This is a genomic window from Streptomyces platensis, from assembly GCF_008704855.1.
Classification (GTDB): Bacteria; Actinomycetota; Actinomycetes; order Streptomycetales; family Streptomycetaceae; genus Streptomyces; species Streptomyces platensis.
This window is the reverse complement of record NZ_CP023691.1, coordinates 8,039,712-8,055,391: the sequence shown is the minus strand read 5'-3', so window position 1 is coordinate 8,055,391 and position 15,680 is coordinate 8,039,712. Positions and strand designations below refer to the sequence as shown.

Here is a 15,680-nt window from a genome sequence, read left to right as displayed (position 1 = left end):
GACGGCTACGGGCGGGGTGTGCTCACCACGGTTTCCGGTAGCCGGTGGTCAGTTGGTCGCCGCGGTGGCGCCACTTGGGCTCGTGGTCGACGGTCCTGGCCGTGATGCTCCGGAGACGGCGGACCACGCTGCCGTACGCGGAGCTGGCACTGCTGGAGATCTTGCCGCCGGGCGGCTCGTCCATGAACGGCATGAACTTGTCGGGGAAGCCGGGCATGGTGCAGGCGATACAGATACCGCCGACGTTCGGGCAGCCGCCGATGCCGTCCATCCAGCCCCGCTTGGGCACGTTGCATTTGACCACGGGACCCCAGCATCCGAGCTTCACCAGACACTTGGGCGAGTCGTAGGTGGTGGCGAACTGGCCCTGCTCGTAGTAACCGGCCCGGTCACAGCCCTCGTGCACGGTCTCGCCGAAGAGCCAGGTGGGCCGCAGCTGGTCGTCCAGCGGGATCATCGGAGCCGCGCCCGTCGCCTGGTAGAGCAGATAGGTCAGCGTCTCCGAGAAGTTGTCCGGCTGGATCGGGCAGCCCGGCACACAGACGATCGGGATCCCGGCCTTGGACGTCCAGTCCCAGCCCAGGTAGTCGGGCACACCCATGGCTCCGGTCGGGTTGCCCGCCATCGCATGGATACCGCCGTAGGTGGCGCAGGTGCCGATCGCCACGACGGCCAGCGCCTTGGGGGCGAGCCGGTCGATCCACTCACTGGTGGTGATCGGCTGGCCGGTCTCCGGGTTGTCACCGAAGCCGCACCAATAGCCCTCCGGCTTGATGGACTCGTTGGGGATGGATCCCTCGATGACCAGCACGAACGGGTCGATCTCGCCGCGTTCGCCCTTGAAGAACCACTCGATGAAGGTGTCCGCGCCGTCGACCGGACCGCATTCGAAATCGATCAGTGGCCAGTGGACGGCGATCTTGGGCAGCCCGGGCAGCACACTGAGCGCGATCTCCTCAATGCTCGGCTGCGTCGCGGCGGTGAGCGACACGGAGTCGCCATCGCAGCTCAGGCCGGCGTTGATCCAGAGAATGTGGATCGGGGACTCGTCCTCGGCGGACGGCTTTCCGTTCGCAGCGGCCTTGTCGGCCACGCTCGAAGCTGCGGACATGGGCAGGTCTCCTAGGCAGATATGCAACGAAAGCGCTCATTCAAGGCTTCCATCCACCTTGGTAACACCGATACCCGGACACGGGGCGGTCACCAGGGGCCGTTGCGGTGACACACCACCCGAGCGTCCGCATCAACGGCCACAGCACCACAACGGGTCACCGCCGACCGCCGTCACGCCACGTGCGTCGTGCCTGGGCGCCACACACCACACGCCCCCGGCGCACCGTGCGCCGGGGGCGTGCTGTCGTGGCGGGTCGTCCGCGGCCGTCCTAGTCACGGGTCCGCGGACCGGGCCGTCAGCCCAGGGCACCGGCCTCCACCGCGGTCACCTCGAACCGTCCGCCGCACACCCGCAGCCCGCGGCTGCCGGTGGTCATCGACTCCTTGGAGCCGGGCGGGTAGACGAAGACGATCTGCGACTTGCCCCAGCACGGGGTGTCGGAGACGCCCTCGTTGAGGGTGTGCAGCAGGGCGTGGGCGCTCTGGCCCGGCTGGAGGCGGACGACACCGCCGGCACCACCGTCGCGGGTAGCGGGCTTGCCGACGGGCGAACCGTCACGGTTGATCAGCGAGACGCCCGGGAAACCGCGCAGCGAACAGGCCTTCGTGCCCTTGTTCGTGAAGACGAGGGGGTAGCGGATGTTGCCCGCACCGGCGTCGGCGGCGCCCAGGCGCAGCGACATATTGGCGGCGGTGCAGCGGTCCGACGCCGCCTGGGTGGAGGTGTGGGCCTCCGCGGCGCTGGGGGCCTTGCCCGTCGGCTTACCGCCCGGCGTGGCCGCCTTCGCCGACGGCCGCTGAGCGCCCGCGGAGGACTGCGCCTTCGCACCGGACGACTCCGCGCTGCCGTGGGACGACGAGGAGCCGCCGCTCTCCTTGTCGTGGGAGCTGGCGGGTGCGGCGGCCGACGAGGGGCGGGATGCGGCGTCGGGGCCGCCCTCACAAGCGGTGAGCGCAAGCGCCGCGACAGCGATCAGCGATCCGGCGGCGACACGACGACCGCGGCCGAGCGTCTTGATGGTGAGCGACATAACTGTCCCCCTCGTCTGGTAGGTGCGAGCTCTCGTAGTGGGGTGCGGTCCGTCCGTTGCTCGTTCCAGCGTGGCCCTGGGCACTGCCGGTCCGCTAACGAGGCACTAACACATCACTAACGAGTGTGGGTCACCGACACGCCGAAAACCCCGGCAACCGGCGTGGCCAGCCGGGATGTGGGGCGTGCCGCTCAGAATCGCAGAAAATTCCCGGATTGCGGATGCGGCACCGCCGGGTTCGGCCGTTCCGCCGACCGAGATCACCGGTCCCACGGCCCCCTGCGGTGCCTCCGGCCCCGGTGGCACCGCTCCGGTGTCACCCGTCCGGACGCCCCGAGTTGCGGGCGGGGAGGTGGTGGCGTAGGCGTGATCGGACGCAAGGGCGGTCGGCGGGCGCCGGAGGAGCGCCCGCCGACCGCCGTGCCTAGCGGTCCTCCCGCTTCGCCCGGTTCACGGCCGACAGCACCGCCCGCACCGAAGCCGTCAGGACGGAGGTGTCCTGGCCCGCGCCCCAGTACGTGGTGCCGCCGATGCGGCACCGGACGTAGGCGACGGCGGCGCTGTCCGGGCCCGGGGCGAGGGCGTGGCCGGCATAGCCGAGGATGTCGACGGGGTGTCCGGCGGCGGCCAGCGCGTCGGCGAACGCGGCCAGCGGACCGTTGCCGGCGCCTTCGTGGCGCCCCCGGCCGTCGGCGGTGCCGCCCCCGGCGAGGTCGCAGCGGACGCGGTGCTCGCCCGGCGCGGGCTCGGACGTACTCCAGGAGTCGAGCGTCAGCGGGCCCTCCTCCCCCGGCGCGAGATAGGTGCTCCGGAACAGCTCCCACAGGTCCTTCGGGGTGGCCTCCTGCCCGCTGTCGTCGGTGGCGCGCTGCACCGTGCGGGAGAAGTCGGGCCGCATGTCGGGCGGCAGGTCCAGGCCGTGGTGCAGTTGCAGCAGATGGGCGATCCCGCCCTTGCCGGACTGGCTGTTGACCCGGATGACCGCCTCGTAGGTGCAGCCGAGGTCGGCCGGGTCGACGGGCAGATACGGCACCGTCCAGGGCGCCTCGGACTCCGGCACGCCCAAGTAGGCCGCGCGCCGGGCGTGGTGGGCCAGGCCCTTGCTGATGGCGTCCTGGTGGGTGCCGGAGAAGGCGGTGTGGACGAGGTCACCGGCGTAGGGGTGGCGTGGGTGGACGGGCAGCCGGATGCAGTCCTCCACCGTGCGGCGGACGGTGCCGAGCTCGGAGAAGTCGATCATCGGGTCGACGCCCTGGGTGTGCAGATTGAGGGCCAGCGTGACCAGGTCGACGTTGCCGGTGCGCTCCCCGTTGCCGAACAGACAGCCCTCCACCCGCTGCGCCCCGGCCAGCACGGCGAGTTCCGCACACGCCACCCCGGTACCGCGGTCGTTGTGCGGATGCACGGAGAGGACCACCGCGTCCCGCCGCGTCAGATGACGGTGCAGGTACTCGATCTGGTCGGCGTACACATTGGGGGTGGCGACCTCGACGGTGGCCGGCAGATTGTGCGTCACCGGACGGTCGGGCGAGGCGTCCCACAGGTCCGTCAGGCCATTGCAGATCTCCAGTACGAGATCGGGCTCGGTGAGGTTGAAGACCTCCGGCGAGAACTGGAACCGGATGTCGGCCCCGGGCCGTGCAGCGGCCAGCCGGGCCATGTACGTCGCGGCGTCGTGTACCAGGTCGCGCACCTCCGTACGGCTGCGACCGAGAACCACCTCACGCCACGTGGGCGCGGTCGGCGTGTAGAGGTGCACGACGGTGCGCGGCAGCCCCTCGATGGCCGCGAAGGTCCGCTCGATCAGTTCACGCCGGGCCGGGGTGAAGACCACCACCGTCACGTCGTCCGGCACCGCGCCGCTGTCCGCCAGGTGGCGGACGAAGTCGAAGTCGGTACGGCTCGCGGAGGGATAGGCGACCTCGATCTCCTTGAAGCCCATCGCGACGAGCAGATCGAACATCCGGCCCTTCCTGGGGGTGTCCATCGGCTCGGCGAGCGCCTGATTGCCGTCGCGCAGATCGACCGGCACCCACAGCGGGGCGCGCTCGATCCGGGCGGCGGGCCAGGCCCGTCCGGTCAGCGGTACCTCGACGCGCTCATGGGCGGGCCGGTAGCGGTGGGACGGCATCGCGCTGCCGCGCTGCGGATTCCACGCCGGCGCGTCGGCGGGCACCGGCCCGGCGGGCGTACGGAGCGCGGGGAAGGCGCTCGCGGCGGCGGGATCGGCGGAGTGGGTACGGGGCATGACGGTCCTTCACAAGCCGGAGGGAGACCGGCAGCACCGAACCCCACGGCGGGGTGCCGGTCGCGTCAGGCCCCGCCGCGGCGGCCGAGAAGGAGACCACGCAGCTTCATGGCCGGTACAGTAACCACGGATCAACTCCTCAGACAACCTGAGAGGTGTGACGGGATGTCACTCGAAGCGCTCAGCCCGAGCCCCCTGGTCGAACAGGCCGCCCAGCGGCTGCGCGACCAGATCAGCGGCGGCCACTGGCCGGTGGGCACCAAGCTCCCCGGCGAGACGACGCTGGCCAGAACCCTTGGCGTCGGCCGCTCCACGGTCCGCGAGGCCGTACGGGCCCTGGTCGGCGCCGGACTGGTGCGGCCACGCCAGGGCGCCGGCGTCTTCGTGATCGCCACCGAGCCCACCGAGGACTGGCCCACCCGCCTGCGCCGCGCGGCCGTCGCCGATGTCTACGAGGTGCGCGCCATGGTCGAGGTGCAGGCCGCCCGGCTGGCTGCCGCCCGGCGCACGGAGGCCGACATCACAGCGATGCGGGCCGCCCTGGAGGGCCGCCGCACGGCCGCGGGAGCTGACCACGCGGCGTTCGTGGACGCGGACATCGCACTGCACGCCGCCGTGGTCGACGCCGCCCACAACCCCGTACTGACCGATCTGTTCACGGAGTTCGCGCCGGCCCTGCGCCAAGGACTGATCGACCTCGTGGAGCTGCTGGGGCTCCGGGACGGGGACCCGCAGCACGGCGACGCCCGGCACGCCGCGCTCGTCCAGGCCGTGACGGACGGCGACGGAGAGGCGGCGAGCCGCGTCCTCCAGACCGAACTCGACGCGACACTGGCACAGCTCCTGGGCCGCTGACCTGCACCGGACGGCCCGCGTACGGACACCCGCCGATTACCGCCGCGCCCCCGTATTCGACAGGATGGGCGGCATGACCGAGATCCGCACCCCCCGCCTCATCCTCCGCCGCTGGACCGACGACGACCTCGCCCCCCTGGCAGACATCCACGCGGACCCGCAGGTCATGCGCTGGATCGGCGACGGCTCCACGCTCGACCTGGACCAAACCGCCGAGGAGATCGAGCGATGGGAGGAGGAGTGGGACGACGAGGGCTTCGGCATCTTCGCCATCGAACTCCTCGCCTCGGGCGAACTGGCCGGATGCGCCGGCCTGTCCGTCCCCGCCTTCCTCCCGGAGGCCGAGCACGAGGTGGCGATCAGCTGGCGCCTGGGCCGGCAGTACTGGGGCCAGGGCTACGCCTCCGAAGCCGCCCAGGCCGTCCTGGAGTTCGCCCTCCAGGACCGCGGCCTCGACCGCGTCATCGCCGTCAACCCGCTCGGCCATGAGTCCTCCCTGAACGTCGTAGGCAAGCTCGGCATGACCTTCGAACGGGAGGCCACACATCCGGAGTACGGCCATGCGCTGACGGTGCACAGCATCGATCTCACGGAGTACCAGGCCTGAGGGACACCCCGACACCCCTGGCGCTTCGATTTCAGAAGCACCAGCCTCCTTCCACTGCTTCGAAGAGCGAATCAAGCGGAAGGGGGAGTCATGCCTGCCCGGATTGCACCGCCCGAGGCGCCGCACCCGTCAGAGGTGGCGGAAGTACTGCACCGCATGATGCCGGGGGACGAGGAGCCGATCGCGCTCTTCCGGCTCTACGCACGCAACCTCCCGCTGACCGAGGCGCTGCACGCCTGGGGCTCGTACCAGCTCAGCCGGCGACTCGGTTCGCAGCTGCGAAACCGCCGCCCTGCCGGGTGAGGGGGAGTCGGCAGGGCGCCTGCATGCGTCTGCGGGTGTGCGTCCGCGTGCCGGAGTCCGTCAGCCGGCGAGTGTCGGTGACTGTGCCAAGTCCAGTTCCAGGTCGAGGGTTTCGTGGGCGCCGGCGGTGAGGGATATCGGTGCGGCGTGTGGCGGGTAGCCGGCCGCCGTGAGGGTGTAGTCGGCGCCGCTCAGGCCGGAGAAGGCGAAGGCGCCGTCCGGTCCGGTGACGGTGTGCCCGGCGACCGTGCCGTCCTCGGCGAGGGTCACGGCGGCGTCGGCGACCGGCCGGCCGTTCGGGCCCCGGACCGTGCCGCGCACGGTAGCCGTCGGCTTCAGGCGGGTGTCCTGCCGTTCCGGTGCGCCGCCGGACAGGTCCACGGCGCGGGCCTGCGGCTGGTGACCGGCGGCACTGAGAACCAGGGTGTAGTGGCCGGGCGGCAGAGGGGAGATGTCCCACGCTCCCTCGGCGCCGGAGGTCGTACGGGCCACCACAGCGCCCTCGGCGTCGGTGACGACGATGCTCCCGCCGGTCAGCGGGGTGCCCTCCGCGCCGCCGAGCAAGGTGCCGCCCAGTCGGCCGGTGCCGGTGAGGACCAGGTCGACCCGGGTCGCGGCGCCCGCGCCGCGATAGGTGGCGGAGGCCGCGTGCGGGGTGTGGCCGGGCGCGGCACCCGTGAGGACGTAGGTGCCGGCCGTGGGGGCGTCGAGTGCGAAGTGCCCGTCGGCGCCGGCCGTGGCGAGGCCGGCCTGGCGGCCCTGCCGGTCGATCAGGGTGATGCTCGCGCCGGGGACCGGGCTGCCGGAGGAGTCCGCCACCCGGCCCCGGAACCCGGCGGCGTCGGCACTCGCGGCCGTCGTCCCGAAGGTGGGCCGGGTGAGGACCTCGTGCGGTTCGGTGACCGGCCGTGCCCAGGACGGCGCCGGCTTCACCAGCGGCCTCATCTGCCCGTCCGCGGTGATGAGTTCGACGGCGTCATCCGCGGCCATCGGTTCGGCTGCTTTGACCGAGGCAGCCGGTTCGGCTTCGTCCGCCGCGACGAGATCAGCGTGCACGGGCGGCATGGCGGTGAGCGGCGCAGCGGGCATCGTTGCCGGCCGGGGCGCACCCTGCGTCCCCTCGGCGTCCACCGCGTCCACCGGGCCGTCGGTGCTCTGGGCGACCAGGGTCGGGCCGGCCGCCTTGCGCTGTGAGGGCAGGAAGCAGGCCAGGGCGACGCCGACGAGGACGGCGGCCGTGGCGATGAGGAAGGAGACCCGGAAACCGGCCATCGTGGGCACCGTGACCGGCCCCATCTTCTGGGACATATCGGCCAGCACCATGCCGATCACGGCGCTGGACACCGAGGTGCCGATGGAGCGCATCAGGGTGTTCAGGCCGTTGGCCGCGCCGGTCTCCGAGGCGTCGACGGCGCCGATGATCAGGGCGGGCAGCGAGGAGTACGCCAGGCCGATGCCGGCGCCGACGACCACCGCGATGATGACGGTCTGCCAGGCGGCATCCATCAGGCCGATGCCCGCGCCGTAGCCGATCGCGATGACGAGCATGCCGAGCAGCAGCGAGACCTTGGGGCCGCGCCGGGCGGCGATCCGGGCGTACAGCGGGGCGACGAGCATCATCGTCAGACCCAGGGGCGCCATGCACAGCCCGGCCACCACCATCGACTGGCCGAGCCCGTAGCCGGTCGACGTGGGCAGCTGGAGCAGCTGCGGCAGCACCAGGGAGATGGCGTAGAACGCCACACCGACCGTTATCGAGGCGAGGTTGGTCAGCAGCACCTCGCGGCGCGCGGTGGTCCGCAGGTCGACCAGCGGATCGGCGAGACGCAGCTCCATCACGCCCCACAGCACCAGGATCACGACGGCAACGCCGAAGAGTATGAGGGTGGTCGGCGAACCCCAGCCCCAGTCGCTGCCCTTGGTGAGGGGCAGCAGCAGTGCCACCAGACCGGCCGACAGCCCAAGGGCGCCCGCCACGTCGAAGCGCCCCTGGGCCCGTACCGAGGTCTCCGGGACGACGAGGAGGGTGAGCACCATCGACAGCACGCCGATCCCGGCGGCACCGAAGAACAGGGTGTGCCAGTCGGCGTGTTGGGCGACCAGGGCCGCGACCGGCAGGGCGAGCCCGCCGCCGACGCCGATCGATGAGCTCATCAGGCCCATGGCCGAGCCGAGCCGCTCGCGCGGCAGCTCGTCGCGCATGATGCCGATACCGAGGGGAATGGCGCCCATGGCGAAGCCCTGGAGCGCCCGGCCCACGATCATGGTGACCAGATCACTGGTGAAGCCGCAGACCAGCGAGCCGACGACCATGACCGCGAGGCTGGTCAGCAGCATCCGCCGCTTGCCGTACAGATCGCCGAGGCGCCCCATGATGGGGGTCGAGACGGCACCGGCGAGGAGGGTGGCGGTCATGACCCATGTGGCGTTGCTGGGCGCCGTGTTGAGCAGCACCGGCAGGTCTTTGATGACCGGCACCAGCAGCGTCTGCATCACCGCGACGACGATGCCCGCGAAGGCGAGGACCGGGACGATGCCGCCGGGGGATCTCCGCCGCCCGTCCACGGCCGGGTCGGGCCCCGGGTGGGTGGCCGCGGTCTCCGCCGCCCTTGCGGGGAGTTGGTCCGTCGTCGTCCGGGTCATGCGTGCGGCCTCCAGGGCGGCAGAGGTGGGTGGGTGTCGTCCAGCGATGAAGCCGGCGGTGAAGCATGGGGTGGGCGGCAGGCGTTCGGGCGTGGGGCGTCGTCTACGGGCACGGGCACGATCAGGCCGTGGACGGATGGCGGGCCGATCCGCACAAGACTGATACGTGCATGACGAACGTTTTGCCTGCGCGCGCTATTCCGCTGCGCGGCCCCGCATCTGCCCCCGGCAGCGGTGATCCCCCTCACCCCGCACCACTCCCCCGCGCCCTCACACGCCTTACTCATCGCGCCTCCCCCTGACCCGCCCATCGACGCGGACTTCACTGGCCCCGCTGAGACCAGTGAACAGCACACCACTGACAATCCCGTTCGACGACGACGAGCCCCCTGCCCACCCCGTCGCCACCGCGCTCACGACTGCTCATCCACCGCCGCACCCGTCAATGGCGAGAGGCGCCGCGATCCCTCCGCGACGCCTCTCGCCTGCACAAGTCATCCATGACTCATACACACTTCACCATTCAACCGTCTGCGCGGTATGTTTCCGCCGCCCTCAGGACGCCGCCCGGATCGCCTCCACTCGCCCCGGACCCCGGCCTCCGGCCGGGCCGAACTCACCCCGTGACGACGTCAACCTCGGCATCGGCGCCGGCCGCGGCCTTTGCCACCGTCTTCGCCTGCAGTGCGGCATTGAGTTGTGCGCCCCGCTCGGAGTCCAGGTTGAGCTTGGCGAGGATGGCGGGCACGGCGATGCTCGGGAGGGTGTGCTCGAAAAAAACGGTGAGCCGGCGGCTGAGGTCGGCCCGGTTGGTCAGGGCCTGCGACATCATCTGCAGTCCTGCGAAGGCGCCGACGAACAACTCGGCGGTTTCCCCCACGACGACGCTCTCCAGGACTTCGCCGCGGCTGCGGGCGTCGTTCAGCAAGCCCTCGACGAACCGGGTCCACGACAGCATCGACTGCTTGCGGTCGAGGTGATTGGAGCCCTGCTCGACCGCCAGTCGCGCCGCGCCCCGCTGAATCGGGTCGCTGCGCAGCCGGAAGGCCAGCACCTGGCCCGAGTCGACGAATTCCTGCAGCTTGATCGTCTGCGGCTCCACGGCGATATCGACCACCTGCTCCTCGATCACCGCGAGCGCCAACTGTTCCTTGGAGGCGAAGTGGAAGTACAAGGCGCCCTTCGTCACGCCGGCACGCTCGAGGACTTCGGCGATCGTCGCGCGGTCGTAGCCCTGCTCGTCGAAAACCGACGCGGCCGCCTCCAAGATCACTCGCCGGGTCCGAATCGCGCGGTCCTGTTGTGCCACAGGACGCCTCCTGTCTCTCAATGTCTCAACGTTCCGCAACAGTTAGTTACAGCTCAAGTCGTCGCTCGATCAGCCACTTTCCCCTTTTCGACGGCCCGGCATTGAAAATAAAACCGGATGGTACGTATCTTATCAGCGATGTACCTCAACCCGTAGCGACGCCTGGGGGCAGTCATGAGCAATACGATGCAGGTCAGCACTGTTCAGCCCAGGTCTCCACACCCACTGCCGGCCCCCGGTGGGGACCGGGTGACCGGACCGCGGAGCCCCCACGACGTCCGGGTTCCCCGGGAGTTCGTACACCGTCCTCTCACCGACGACATGCTGATCACCTCATGGCGCCGGCACGATGACACGCGTTTCTCGCTGACCGCCCAGTGGCCGCACGATCACGGGTACTTCACCCCCAACCGCGGGCGACACCATCTCATCCTCACGGGTGAGACCATCCGTCAGGCCGGGTTGTTGCTCTGCCACGCCGAACTGGGTGTGCCGCTCGGCCACCACTTCATCCTCGGTGACCTCGTGTATACGACCCACCCCGAGCATCTCGCGGTGGGCAGCGGGCCCACTGCGCTGACCATCGACGTCCGCTGCAGCCGGATGCGCATGCGGGCGGGCACGCTGACCAGTGGCCGCTTCGACATGACGATCCGTAAGGCGGGCCGGATCGTGGCGACCGGCCACTCCGACGTCACGGTCACCTCACCCGCCGTGTACCGCCGGCTCCGCGGCGATCGGCTGAGTGCGCGGCACACCCCCGGCCCCCTTCCCACCCCCGTTCCGCCCCGGCTGACCGGCAGCGCCAAGGACGGCGACGTCCTGCTCTCCCCCACCGGCCGGCCCCACCGCTGGCTGTTGCGCGTCGCGCCCGGTCACCCCGCGGTGGTGAACCCGGCGAACGATCATGTCCCCGGCATGGTGCTGCTCGACGCCGCCCAGCAGGCCGCCCGCACCCTCACCTTCCCCAGCACCTTCGTCCCGTACGCCTTCGGGACTGTCTTCCACCGGTACGCCGAGCACGGCACCCCCTGTGTGATCGAGGCCCACGGTGTCCCGTCGGCGCTGCCCTGCACCACCACGGTGCAGGTGACCGGCCTGCAGGACGGCCATCCGGTCTTCGTCTCCACCCTGACGGCGCTGGACCCACGGGACTGACGACCCCGTTCTCACGGCGCCCCGTTCACCGTCGACCGACGCACTGCGCGGCGCCGGCGCACCCCGCCCCGAGCGGCCACCCGCCCGTGCGAGCGGCTGTCGCAGCTCGGGCGGCCGGACCGGTGCGGCCGCATCACCAGCACACCAAACGACCGTCCTCGGGGGCGGTATGCCCACCACAGGCACGCGAAAGGCCAGACCACCATGGGTGAACTCAAGGGAAAGACCGCGCTGGTGACGGGATCCAGCCGGGGTATCGGCCGGGGCATCGCGCAACGGCTCGCCGCCGACGGCGCACTGGTCGCCGTCCACTACGGCAGTAACGACACAGCGGCCAAGGAGACGGCCGAGAGCATCATCGACGCGGGCGGCCAGGCCTTCATAATCGGTGCGGAACTGGGTGTTCCCGGTGATGCCGAGGCGCTCTACGCGGCGTTCGACCAGGGACTGTCGACGTACGGCGCCGAGCCCGGTCTCGACATCCTTGTCAACAATGCGGCGATCAGCATCCCGGGGCACATCGACGAAGTGACACCGGAGGACTTCGACCGCACCCTCGCGGTCAACACCAAGGCCGTGTTCTTCATCGCCCAGCACGGTCTGCGCCGGATGCGGGACGGCGGACGCATCATCAACATCTCGTCGGCGGTGACGAGTACGGCGTTCCCCTCGACCATCGCCTACGGCGTCTCCAAGGGTGCGGTGGACGCCTTCACCCTCACCTTGGCGAAGGATCTGGGAGCGCGGGGCATCACGGTGAACACCCTCTCCCCCGGCTTCATCGAGACCGACATGAACGCCGCGATGCGGGCGACGCCGGAGGCGCACGCCGCGCTGGCCTCCCTCTCGGTCTTCAACCGGATCGGCAAGCCCCAGGACATCGCCGACGTCGCCGCCTTCCTCGCCTCCGACGCGTCCCGCTGGATCACCGGCCAGCGCATCGACGTCACCGGCGGCTCCATGCTCTGAGGCCGCCCGCCCCTGGGTCCGCGTGCGGCCGGGGCCGCTTCAGGCGTCGTGGAAGACCAGGCCCAGGGAGTGCCGCCGGCCGGAGCGGACCATGCTCACGCCGTGGCGTACGGGGCCGGCCGACCAACCCCGGGCGGAGCGTACGGGGCGGTCGCGGGTCGTGAAGATCAGTCCGTGGCCCTGTGTCCAGTCGGCGGCCGCGACGCGTCGGGCGAGTGTGCCGGGGCGGGCATGGCGCTTGGTGGCCGTAGTGGTCGTGGTGGTCATGGAGCGCTCCTGTGGGCGTGGGTCGGTGCGGCGCTCGGCGGTCGCGGGAGGTACGGGGCAGCTCAGCTGACCTCCGGCCAAGCGCCCTCGATGCCGAGGAGTTGCTGCTTGCGTTCGGGCCCGCCCGCGTAACCCGACAGGGCACCGTTCGCGGCGATCACCCGGTGGCAGGGCCGGACGACGAGCAGCGGGTTCGCGCCGATCGCCGTGCCGATGGCGCGTACCGCACCGCGCGCCGCACCGATGTCGGCGGCGATCTTCCCGTACGTGGTGGTGGTGCCGTACGGGATGGCCTCCAGTGCCTGCCACACGCGCCGCTGGAAGTCGGTGCCCCGGGTTGGGGCGTAGGCGAGGGCGAAGCGGGTCAGCTCCCCGTCGAAGTAGGCACGGAGCTGGTGGGCGATACCGGCGAAGGCGGCGGGGGCGTATGTCCAGCCGTCCTGGACGGTCGCCCCACCCTTCTGCCCGGGTACGGACAGCGAAGCGAGCGCGGTGCCGCCCGGCGCGGTGGCCGATTCCTCGCCCACCAGCAGGAGTTCGCCCAACGGGCTGTCGAGGGTGGTGTAGAGCGTCATGGTCCGGTGCTTTCCGTGGTGGTGGGGCGGGGGCCGGCCGGCTCCGTGACCGGCGCGTTCCAGAAGTGGTGCATCGCGTACGAGCGCCAGGGGCGCCAGGCGTTCGCCCGCTCCCGCAGACCGGCCGTGGGTGCACCGGCCCGGCGCATGCCGGCCAGTACGGCCACATCGCCGGTCAGCAGGACATCGGGGTCCCCGAGGGCGCGCATCCGGATGTATCCGGCGGTCCACGGGCCGATGCCGCGCAGCCCGAGAAGCGCGCGTTCGGTCTCGTCCCGGTCGGCTCCGGCATCCAGGACGACCGTGCCGTCGACGAGGGCGGTGCTCAGGGTGCGCAGGGTCGCGCGCCGGGACTCGGGCATCCCGAGTTCGGTGAGGGCGGCCTGCGCCAGGTCGTCGGGGCGGGGGAAGAGGTGAGTGAGCGCACCGGCCGGTTCGGGCAGCGACTCTCCGTAGGCGGCGACCAGGGCGCCGCCCAGTGTGCGGCCGGCCGCGACCGAGACCTGCTGGCCGAGTACGGCACGGACGGCGAGCTCGTCCGGGGCGGGAGCGCCCGGGGAGCGCAGACCGGGGTGCCGGTCCACCAGCCGCGCCAGTACGTCATCCGCGCGCAGCCGTTCGGCGACCGCGTACGGGTCGGCGTCCAGATCGAAGAGGCGGCGCACCCGCTGGCTCGCGGTGGTGAGGTCCCGCAGCTCGGACAGGTGCAGCCGGCAGTCCAGCCAGCCGTCGCCGGCCGCCTCGTCGACCTCGGCGATGCCGGCGCCGTGCGGCAGCCGCAGGGTCCGCCGGTAGGTACGGGCTCCGGGCTCGCCGCTGACCTCCTCGATACCGGTGACCGCGCGCCGCTGGAGGTGGTCGAAGAGCTGCCGCGCCGCATACGGCCCGCGGAAGGCGAGCCGCAGCGGCAGCACCCCGGGCGTGCTGGGCGGTGCCACCGGGCCGAAGCGGGTTCCCTTACCGGGGCGGGCGGCACGCAGCTCGCTCGGGGTGAGCGCGTAGATCTCCTTGATGGTGTCGTTGAACTGCCGCACGCTGGCGAAGCCCGCCGCGAAGGCGATCTCGGCCGCCTGGAGTGCGGTGGTCTGGAGCAGAACCCGGGCGGTGTGGGCGCGCTGTGCCCGCGCCAGGGCCACCGGTCCGGCGCCCAGCTCGGCGTTCAGCTGCCGCTGGACCTGCCGGGCGCTGTAGCCGAGCCGGGCCGCCAGCCCGGCGACTCCTTCCCGGTCGACCACACCCTCGCTGATCAGCCGCATCGCCCGTCCGACGACATCGGCGCGGGCGTTCCACTCCGCCGAGCCGGGCACCGCATCCGGGCGGCAGCGCCGGCAGGCGCGGAATCCGGAGCCCTGGGCGGCCGCGGCGGTCGGGAAGAAGGCGACATTCCGGCGCCGGGGCGTGGTGGCGGGACAGCTCGGCCGGCAGTAGATCCCGGTCGTGGACACCGCGAAGAAGAAGGCGCCGTCGAATCGGGCGTCCCTGCTGCGCACCGCCTCGTACCTGCTGTCCTCGTTCATCACAGGGTCCACTGTGCAGCAGGTCAGACGGCGGCGCTGGCGGAAATCGGACGGGGCGTTCGGGGGGTGTGGCGCTGCGCGGCGCGCCCTGGACACTCCGACGGGACAGCAGGCAACGACTCGACTCCCAAGAGATCAACCGGAGTTCAGGAATCCCGCCGCGTCCCGCTCGTGCTACGAGGCCAGCGTCACGAGGATCAACAAGACCGCCAACAGCGCGAACGTCTCCCAGCGCATCGCCCTCCGCAGGACACTCAGGTCCGGAAAGCTCCCCGACCCGCCACCACCGCGCGTCGCGGACCCGCTGTCGGAACCGTCGTCGTCGCACCCGCTGTCGTCGCTCATTACCCTGCCCCCGCTCTCCTGCCGTTGCTGACCAGCCACGACGACCTTCCGATCGCCGGTCGTCAGCGTATCGGCCTGCCGTGCGGCACCGAGTGACGGGGACGGAGACGAGGAGCGAGACGAGTCCGGCGAGCGGGCCTTCAGGCCGGTGGCATCGGCCAGTCGTCCAGCGAGCCTCCGCGCCATTCGACGAGGCGCGGGTCGTCCAGCGCGATGCTCCCGGCCGGACCGGTGACACCCGCGCGGCGGAGGAATTCGGCAACATCGCCGCGGCCATGGGCCAGGCCGACGATCTGCCCACGCACGGTCACCCGTCGGCCACCGGAGGGCGTCGGCGGGTGCACGATGACAGGCGGATGCTCGGTCATGCATCCAGCCTGCGCCGGGGTTCGCGCTCGCGCATTTCGGCAGCCGCCGTGCGCGTCAGCCGTCCGCGGTCGCGGGACGCCTCCTCACCGGCCCGCTCTCGCCGGATACGGGGCACCCTTCGACGAGGCGGGTGGCCGTGTGGCATCGCCGCGCGGATCTCCGCCAATCCGCTGGATGCGGACGGGTCATAGCGGACACCCCCTGCGGCCCGCGGGCCACGTCGCCCTCGGCAAGAGGAAGCCCCGGCCAGACGGGGGGATGCTGGCCGGGGCGGCTCGGGAGGGGTGCCGCAGCACCCACACCCAATTGAACGGTGAACAACAGCTGCGCGTTCCAGACGGCGGAGTGATGACCGTCACCCCTGTCCGCGC

General features: G+C 71.4%; 15 protein-coding genes. 5 read left to right on the top strand and 10 right to left on the bottom strand.

All coding sequences use genetic code 11. The annotated features are described in order from the left end of the window. Positions 1–22: 22 nt before the first annotated feature. The 3 genes from CP981_RS35615 to CP981_RS35605 form a co-directional block, all read right to left on the bottom strand. The gene (locus CP981_RS35615; RefSeq protein ID WP_085927579.1) at positions 23–1,111 is read right to left on the bottom strand and encodes an NADH-quinone oxidoreductase subunit B family protein; all 1,089 of its coding nucleotides are present in this window, start codon (positions 1,109–1,111) and stop codon (positions 23–25) included. A 298-nt stretch (positions 1,112–1,409) separates the two neighbouring features. Then, positions 1,410–2,144 (bottom strand): DUF4232 domain-containing protein, encoded by a 735-nt coding sequence (locus CP981_RS35610; RefSeq protein ID WP_085927578.1) that lies wholly within the window; start codon positions 2,142–2,144, stop codon positions 1,410–1,412. A gap of 424 nt (positions 2,145–2,568) precedes the next feature. Next, complete coding sequence (locus CP981_RS35605; protein WP_085927577.1) at positions 2,569–4,392, bottom strand: 2-isopropylmalate synthase; 1,824 nt, start codon at positions 4,390–4,392, stop codon at positions 2,569–2,571. 165 nt (positions 4,393–4,557) lie between these two features. On the opposite strand from CP981_RS35605, the gene CP981_RS35600 reads away from it, so the two are divergent. From CP981_RS35600 to CP981_RS35590, 3 genes are all read left to right on the top strand, one after another. Next, a complete protein-coding gene (locus CP981_RS35600) occupies positions 4,558–5,247 on the top strand; it encodes a FadR/GntR family transcriptional regulator (RefSeq protein ID WP_085927576.1) in 690 nt (229 codons plus the stop codon). A 73-nt stretch (positions 5,248–5,320) separates the two neighbouring features. Next, entirely contained in the window at positions 5,321–5,854 is a 534-nt protein-coding gene (locus tag CP981_RS35595; RefSeq protein WP_085927575.1) for a GNAT family N-acetyltransferase, read from the top strand. Positions 5,855–5,944: 90 nt separating this feature from the next. Further along, a complete protein-coding gene (locus tag CP981_RS35590; RefSeq protein ID WP_208853029.1) occupies positions 5,945–6,157 on the top strand; it encodes a hypothetical protein in 213 nt (70 codons plus the stop codon). A gap of 60 nt (positions 6,158–6,217) precedes the next feature. Here CP981_RS35590 and CP981_RS35585 read toward each other — a convergent pair whose 3' ends face one another. Further along, positions 6,218–8,800 carry an MFS transporter gene (locus tag CP981_RS35585; RefSeq protein ID WP_085927574.1) on the bottom strand — a complete coding sequence of 861 codons (2,583 nt, stop codon included), beginning with the start codon at positions 8,798–8,800 and terminating at the stop codon, positions 6,218–6,220. A gap of 616 nt (positions 8,801–9,416) precedes the next feature. Further along, entirely contained in the window at positions 9,417–10,109 is a 693-nt protein-coding gene (locus CP981_RS35580; protein ID WP_085927573.1) for a ScbR family autoregulator-binding transcription factor, read from the bottom strand. 174 nt (positions 10,110–10,283) lie between these two features. Here CP981_RS35580 and CP981_RS35575 point away from each other — a divergent pair, with 174 nt between their 5' ends. Both CP981_RS35575 and CP981_RS35570 read left to right on the top strand, forming a co-directional pair. Continuing rightward, positions 10,284–11,267: a ScbA/BarX family gamma-butyrolactone biosynthesis protein gene (locus CP981_RS35575; RefSeq protein ID WP_085927572.1), complete on the top strand. Its 984-nt coding sequence runs from the start codon at positions 10,284–10,286 to the stop codon at positions 11,265–11,267. A 204-nt stretch (positions 11,268–11,471) separates the two neighbouring features. Continuing rightward, a complete protein-coding gene (locus CP981_RS35570; protein WP_085927571.1) occupies positions 11,472–12,236 on the top strand; it encodes an SDR family oxidoreductase in 765 nt (254 codons plus the stop codon). A 39-nt stretch (positions 12,237–12,275) separates the two neighbouring features. Here CP981_RS35570 and CP981_RS39325 read toward each other — a convergent pair whose 3' ends face one another. The 5 genes from CP981_RS39325 to CP981_RS35550 form a co-directional block, all read right to left on the bottom strand. After that, positions 12,276–12,503 carry a 2OG-Fe(II) oxygenase gene (locus tag CP981_RS39325; protein WP_280117061.1) on the bottom strand — a complete coding sequence of 76 codons (228 nt, stop codon included), beginning with the start codon at positions 12,501–12,503 and terminating at the stop codon, positions 12,276–12,278. Positions 12,504–12,565: 62 nt separating this feature from the next. Next, a complete protein-coding gene (locus CP981_RS35560; RefSeq protein WP_085927570.1) occupies positions 12,566–13,078 on the bottom strand; it encodes a methylated-DNA--[protein]-cysteine S-methyltransferase in 513 nt (170 codons plus the stop codon). After that, entirely contained in the window at positions 13,075–14,595 is a 1,521-nt protein-coding gene (locus CP981_RS35555) for an AlkA N-terminal domain-containing protein (RefSeq protein ID WP_085927569.1), read from the bottom strand. Before CP981_RS35555 ends, CP981_RS35560 begins: the two co-directional genes overlap by 4 nt. Positions 14,596–14,769: 174 nt before the next feature. Beyond that, positions 14,770–14,940, bottom strand: a complete 171-nt coding sequence (locus CP981_RS38010; protein WP_167536185.1) for a hypothetical protein — start codon at positions 14,938–14,940, stop codon at positions 14,770–14,772. A 140-nt stretch (positions 14,941–15,080) separates the two neighbouring features. After that, complete coding sequence (locus tag CP981_RS35550; protein WP_042158238.1) at positions 15,081–15,308, bottom strand: hypothetical protein; 228 nt, start codon at positions 15,306–15,308, stop codon at positions 15,081–15,083. Positions 15,309–15,680: the final 372 nt, after the last annotated feature.

Bases quoted from the DNA above. Each gene is read 5' to 3' on its own strand.
- CP981_RS35615 (WP_085927579.1), bottom strand. From the start codon at position 1,111: ATGTCCGCAGCTTCGAGCGTGGCCGACAAGGCCGCTGCGAACGGAAAG.
- CP981_RS35610 (WP_085927578.1), bottom strand. From the start codon at position 2,144: ATGTCGCTCACCATCAAGACGCTCGGCCGCGGTCGTCGTGTCGCCGCC.
- CP981_RS35605 (WP_085927577.1), bottom strand. From the start codon at position 4,392: ATGCCCCGTACCCACTCCGCCGATCCCGCCGCCGCGAGCGCCTTCCCC.
- CP981_RS35600 (WP_085927576.1), top strand. From the start codon at position 4,558: ATGTCACTCGAAGCGCTCAGCCCGAGCCCCCTGGTCGAACAGGCCGCC.
- CP981_RS35595 (WP_085927575.1), top strand. From the start codon at position 5,321: ATGACCGAGATCCGCACCCCCCGCCTCATCCTCCGCCGCTGGACCGAC.
- CP981_RS35590 (WP_208853029.1), top strand. From the start codon at position 5,945: ATGCCTGCCCGGATTGCACCGCCCGAGGCGCCGCACCCGTCAGAGGTG.
- CP981_RS35585 (WP_085927574.1), bottom strand. From the start codon at position 8,800: ATGACCCGGACGACGACGGACCAACTCCCCGCAAGGGCGGCGGAGACC.
- CP981_RS35575 (WP_085927572.1), top strand. From the start codon at position 10,284: ATGAGCAATACGATGCAGGTCAGCACTGTTCAGCCCAGGTCTCCACAC.
- CP981_RS35570 (WP_085927571.1), top strand. From the start codon at position 11,472: ATGGGTGAACTCAAGGGAAAGACCGCGCTGGTGACGGGATCCAGCCGG.
- CP981_RS39325 (WP_280117061.1), bottom strand. From the start codon at position 12,503: ATGACCACCACGACCACTACGGCCACCAAGCGCCATGCCCGCCCCGGC.
- CP981_RS35560 (WP_085927570.1), bottom strand. From the start codon at position 13,078: ATGACGCTCTACACCACCCTCGACAGCCCGTTGGGCGAACTCCTGCTG.
- CP981_RS35555 (WP_085927569.1), bottom strand. From the start codon at position 14,595: ATGAACGAGGACAGCAGGTACGAGGCGGTGCGCAGCAGGGACGCCCGA.
- CP981_RS38010 (WP_167536185.1), bottom strand. From the start codon at position 14,940: ATGAGCGACGACAGCGGGTGCGACGACGACGGTTCCGACAGCGGGTCC.
- CP981_RS35550 (WP_042158238.1), bottom strand. From the start codon at position 15,308: ATGACCGAGCATCCGCCTGTCATCGTGCACCCGCCGACGCCCTCCGGT.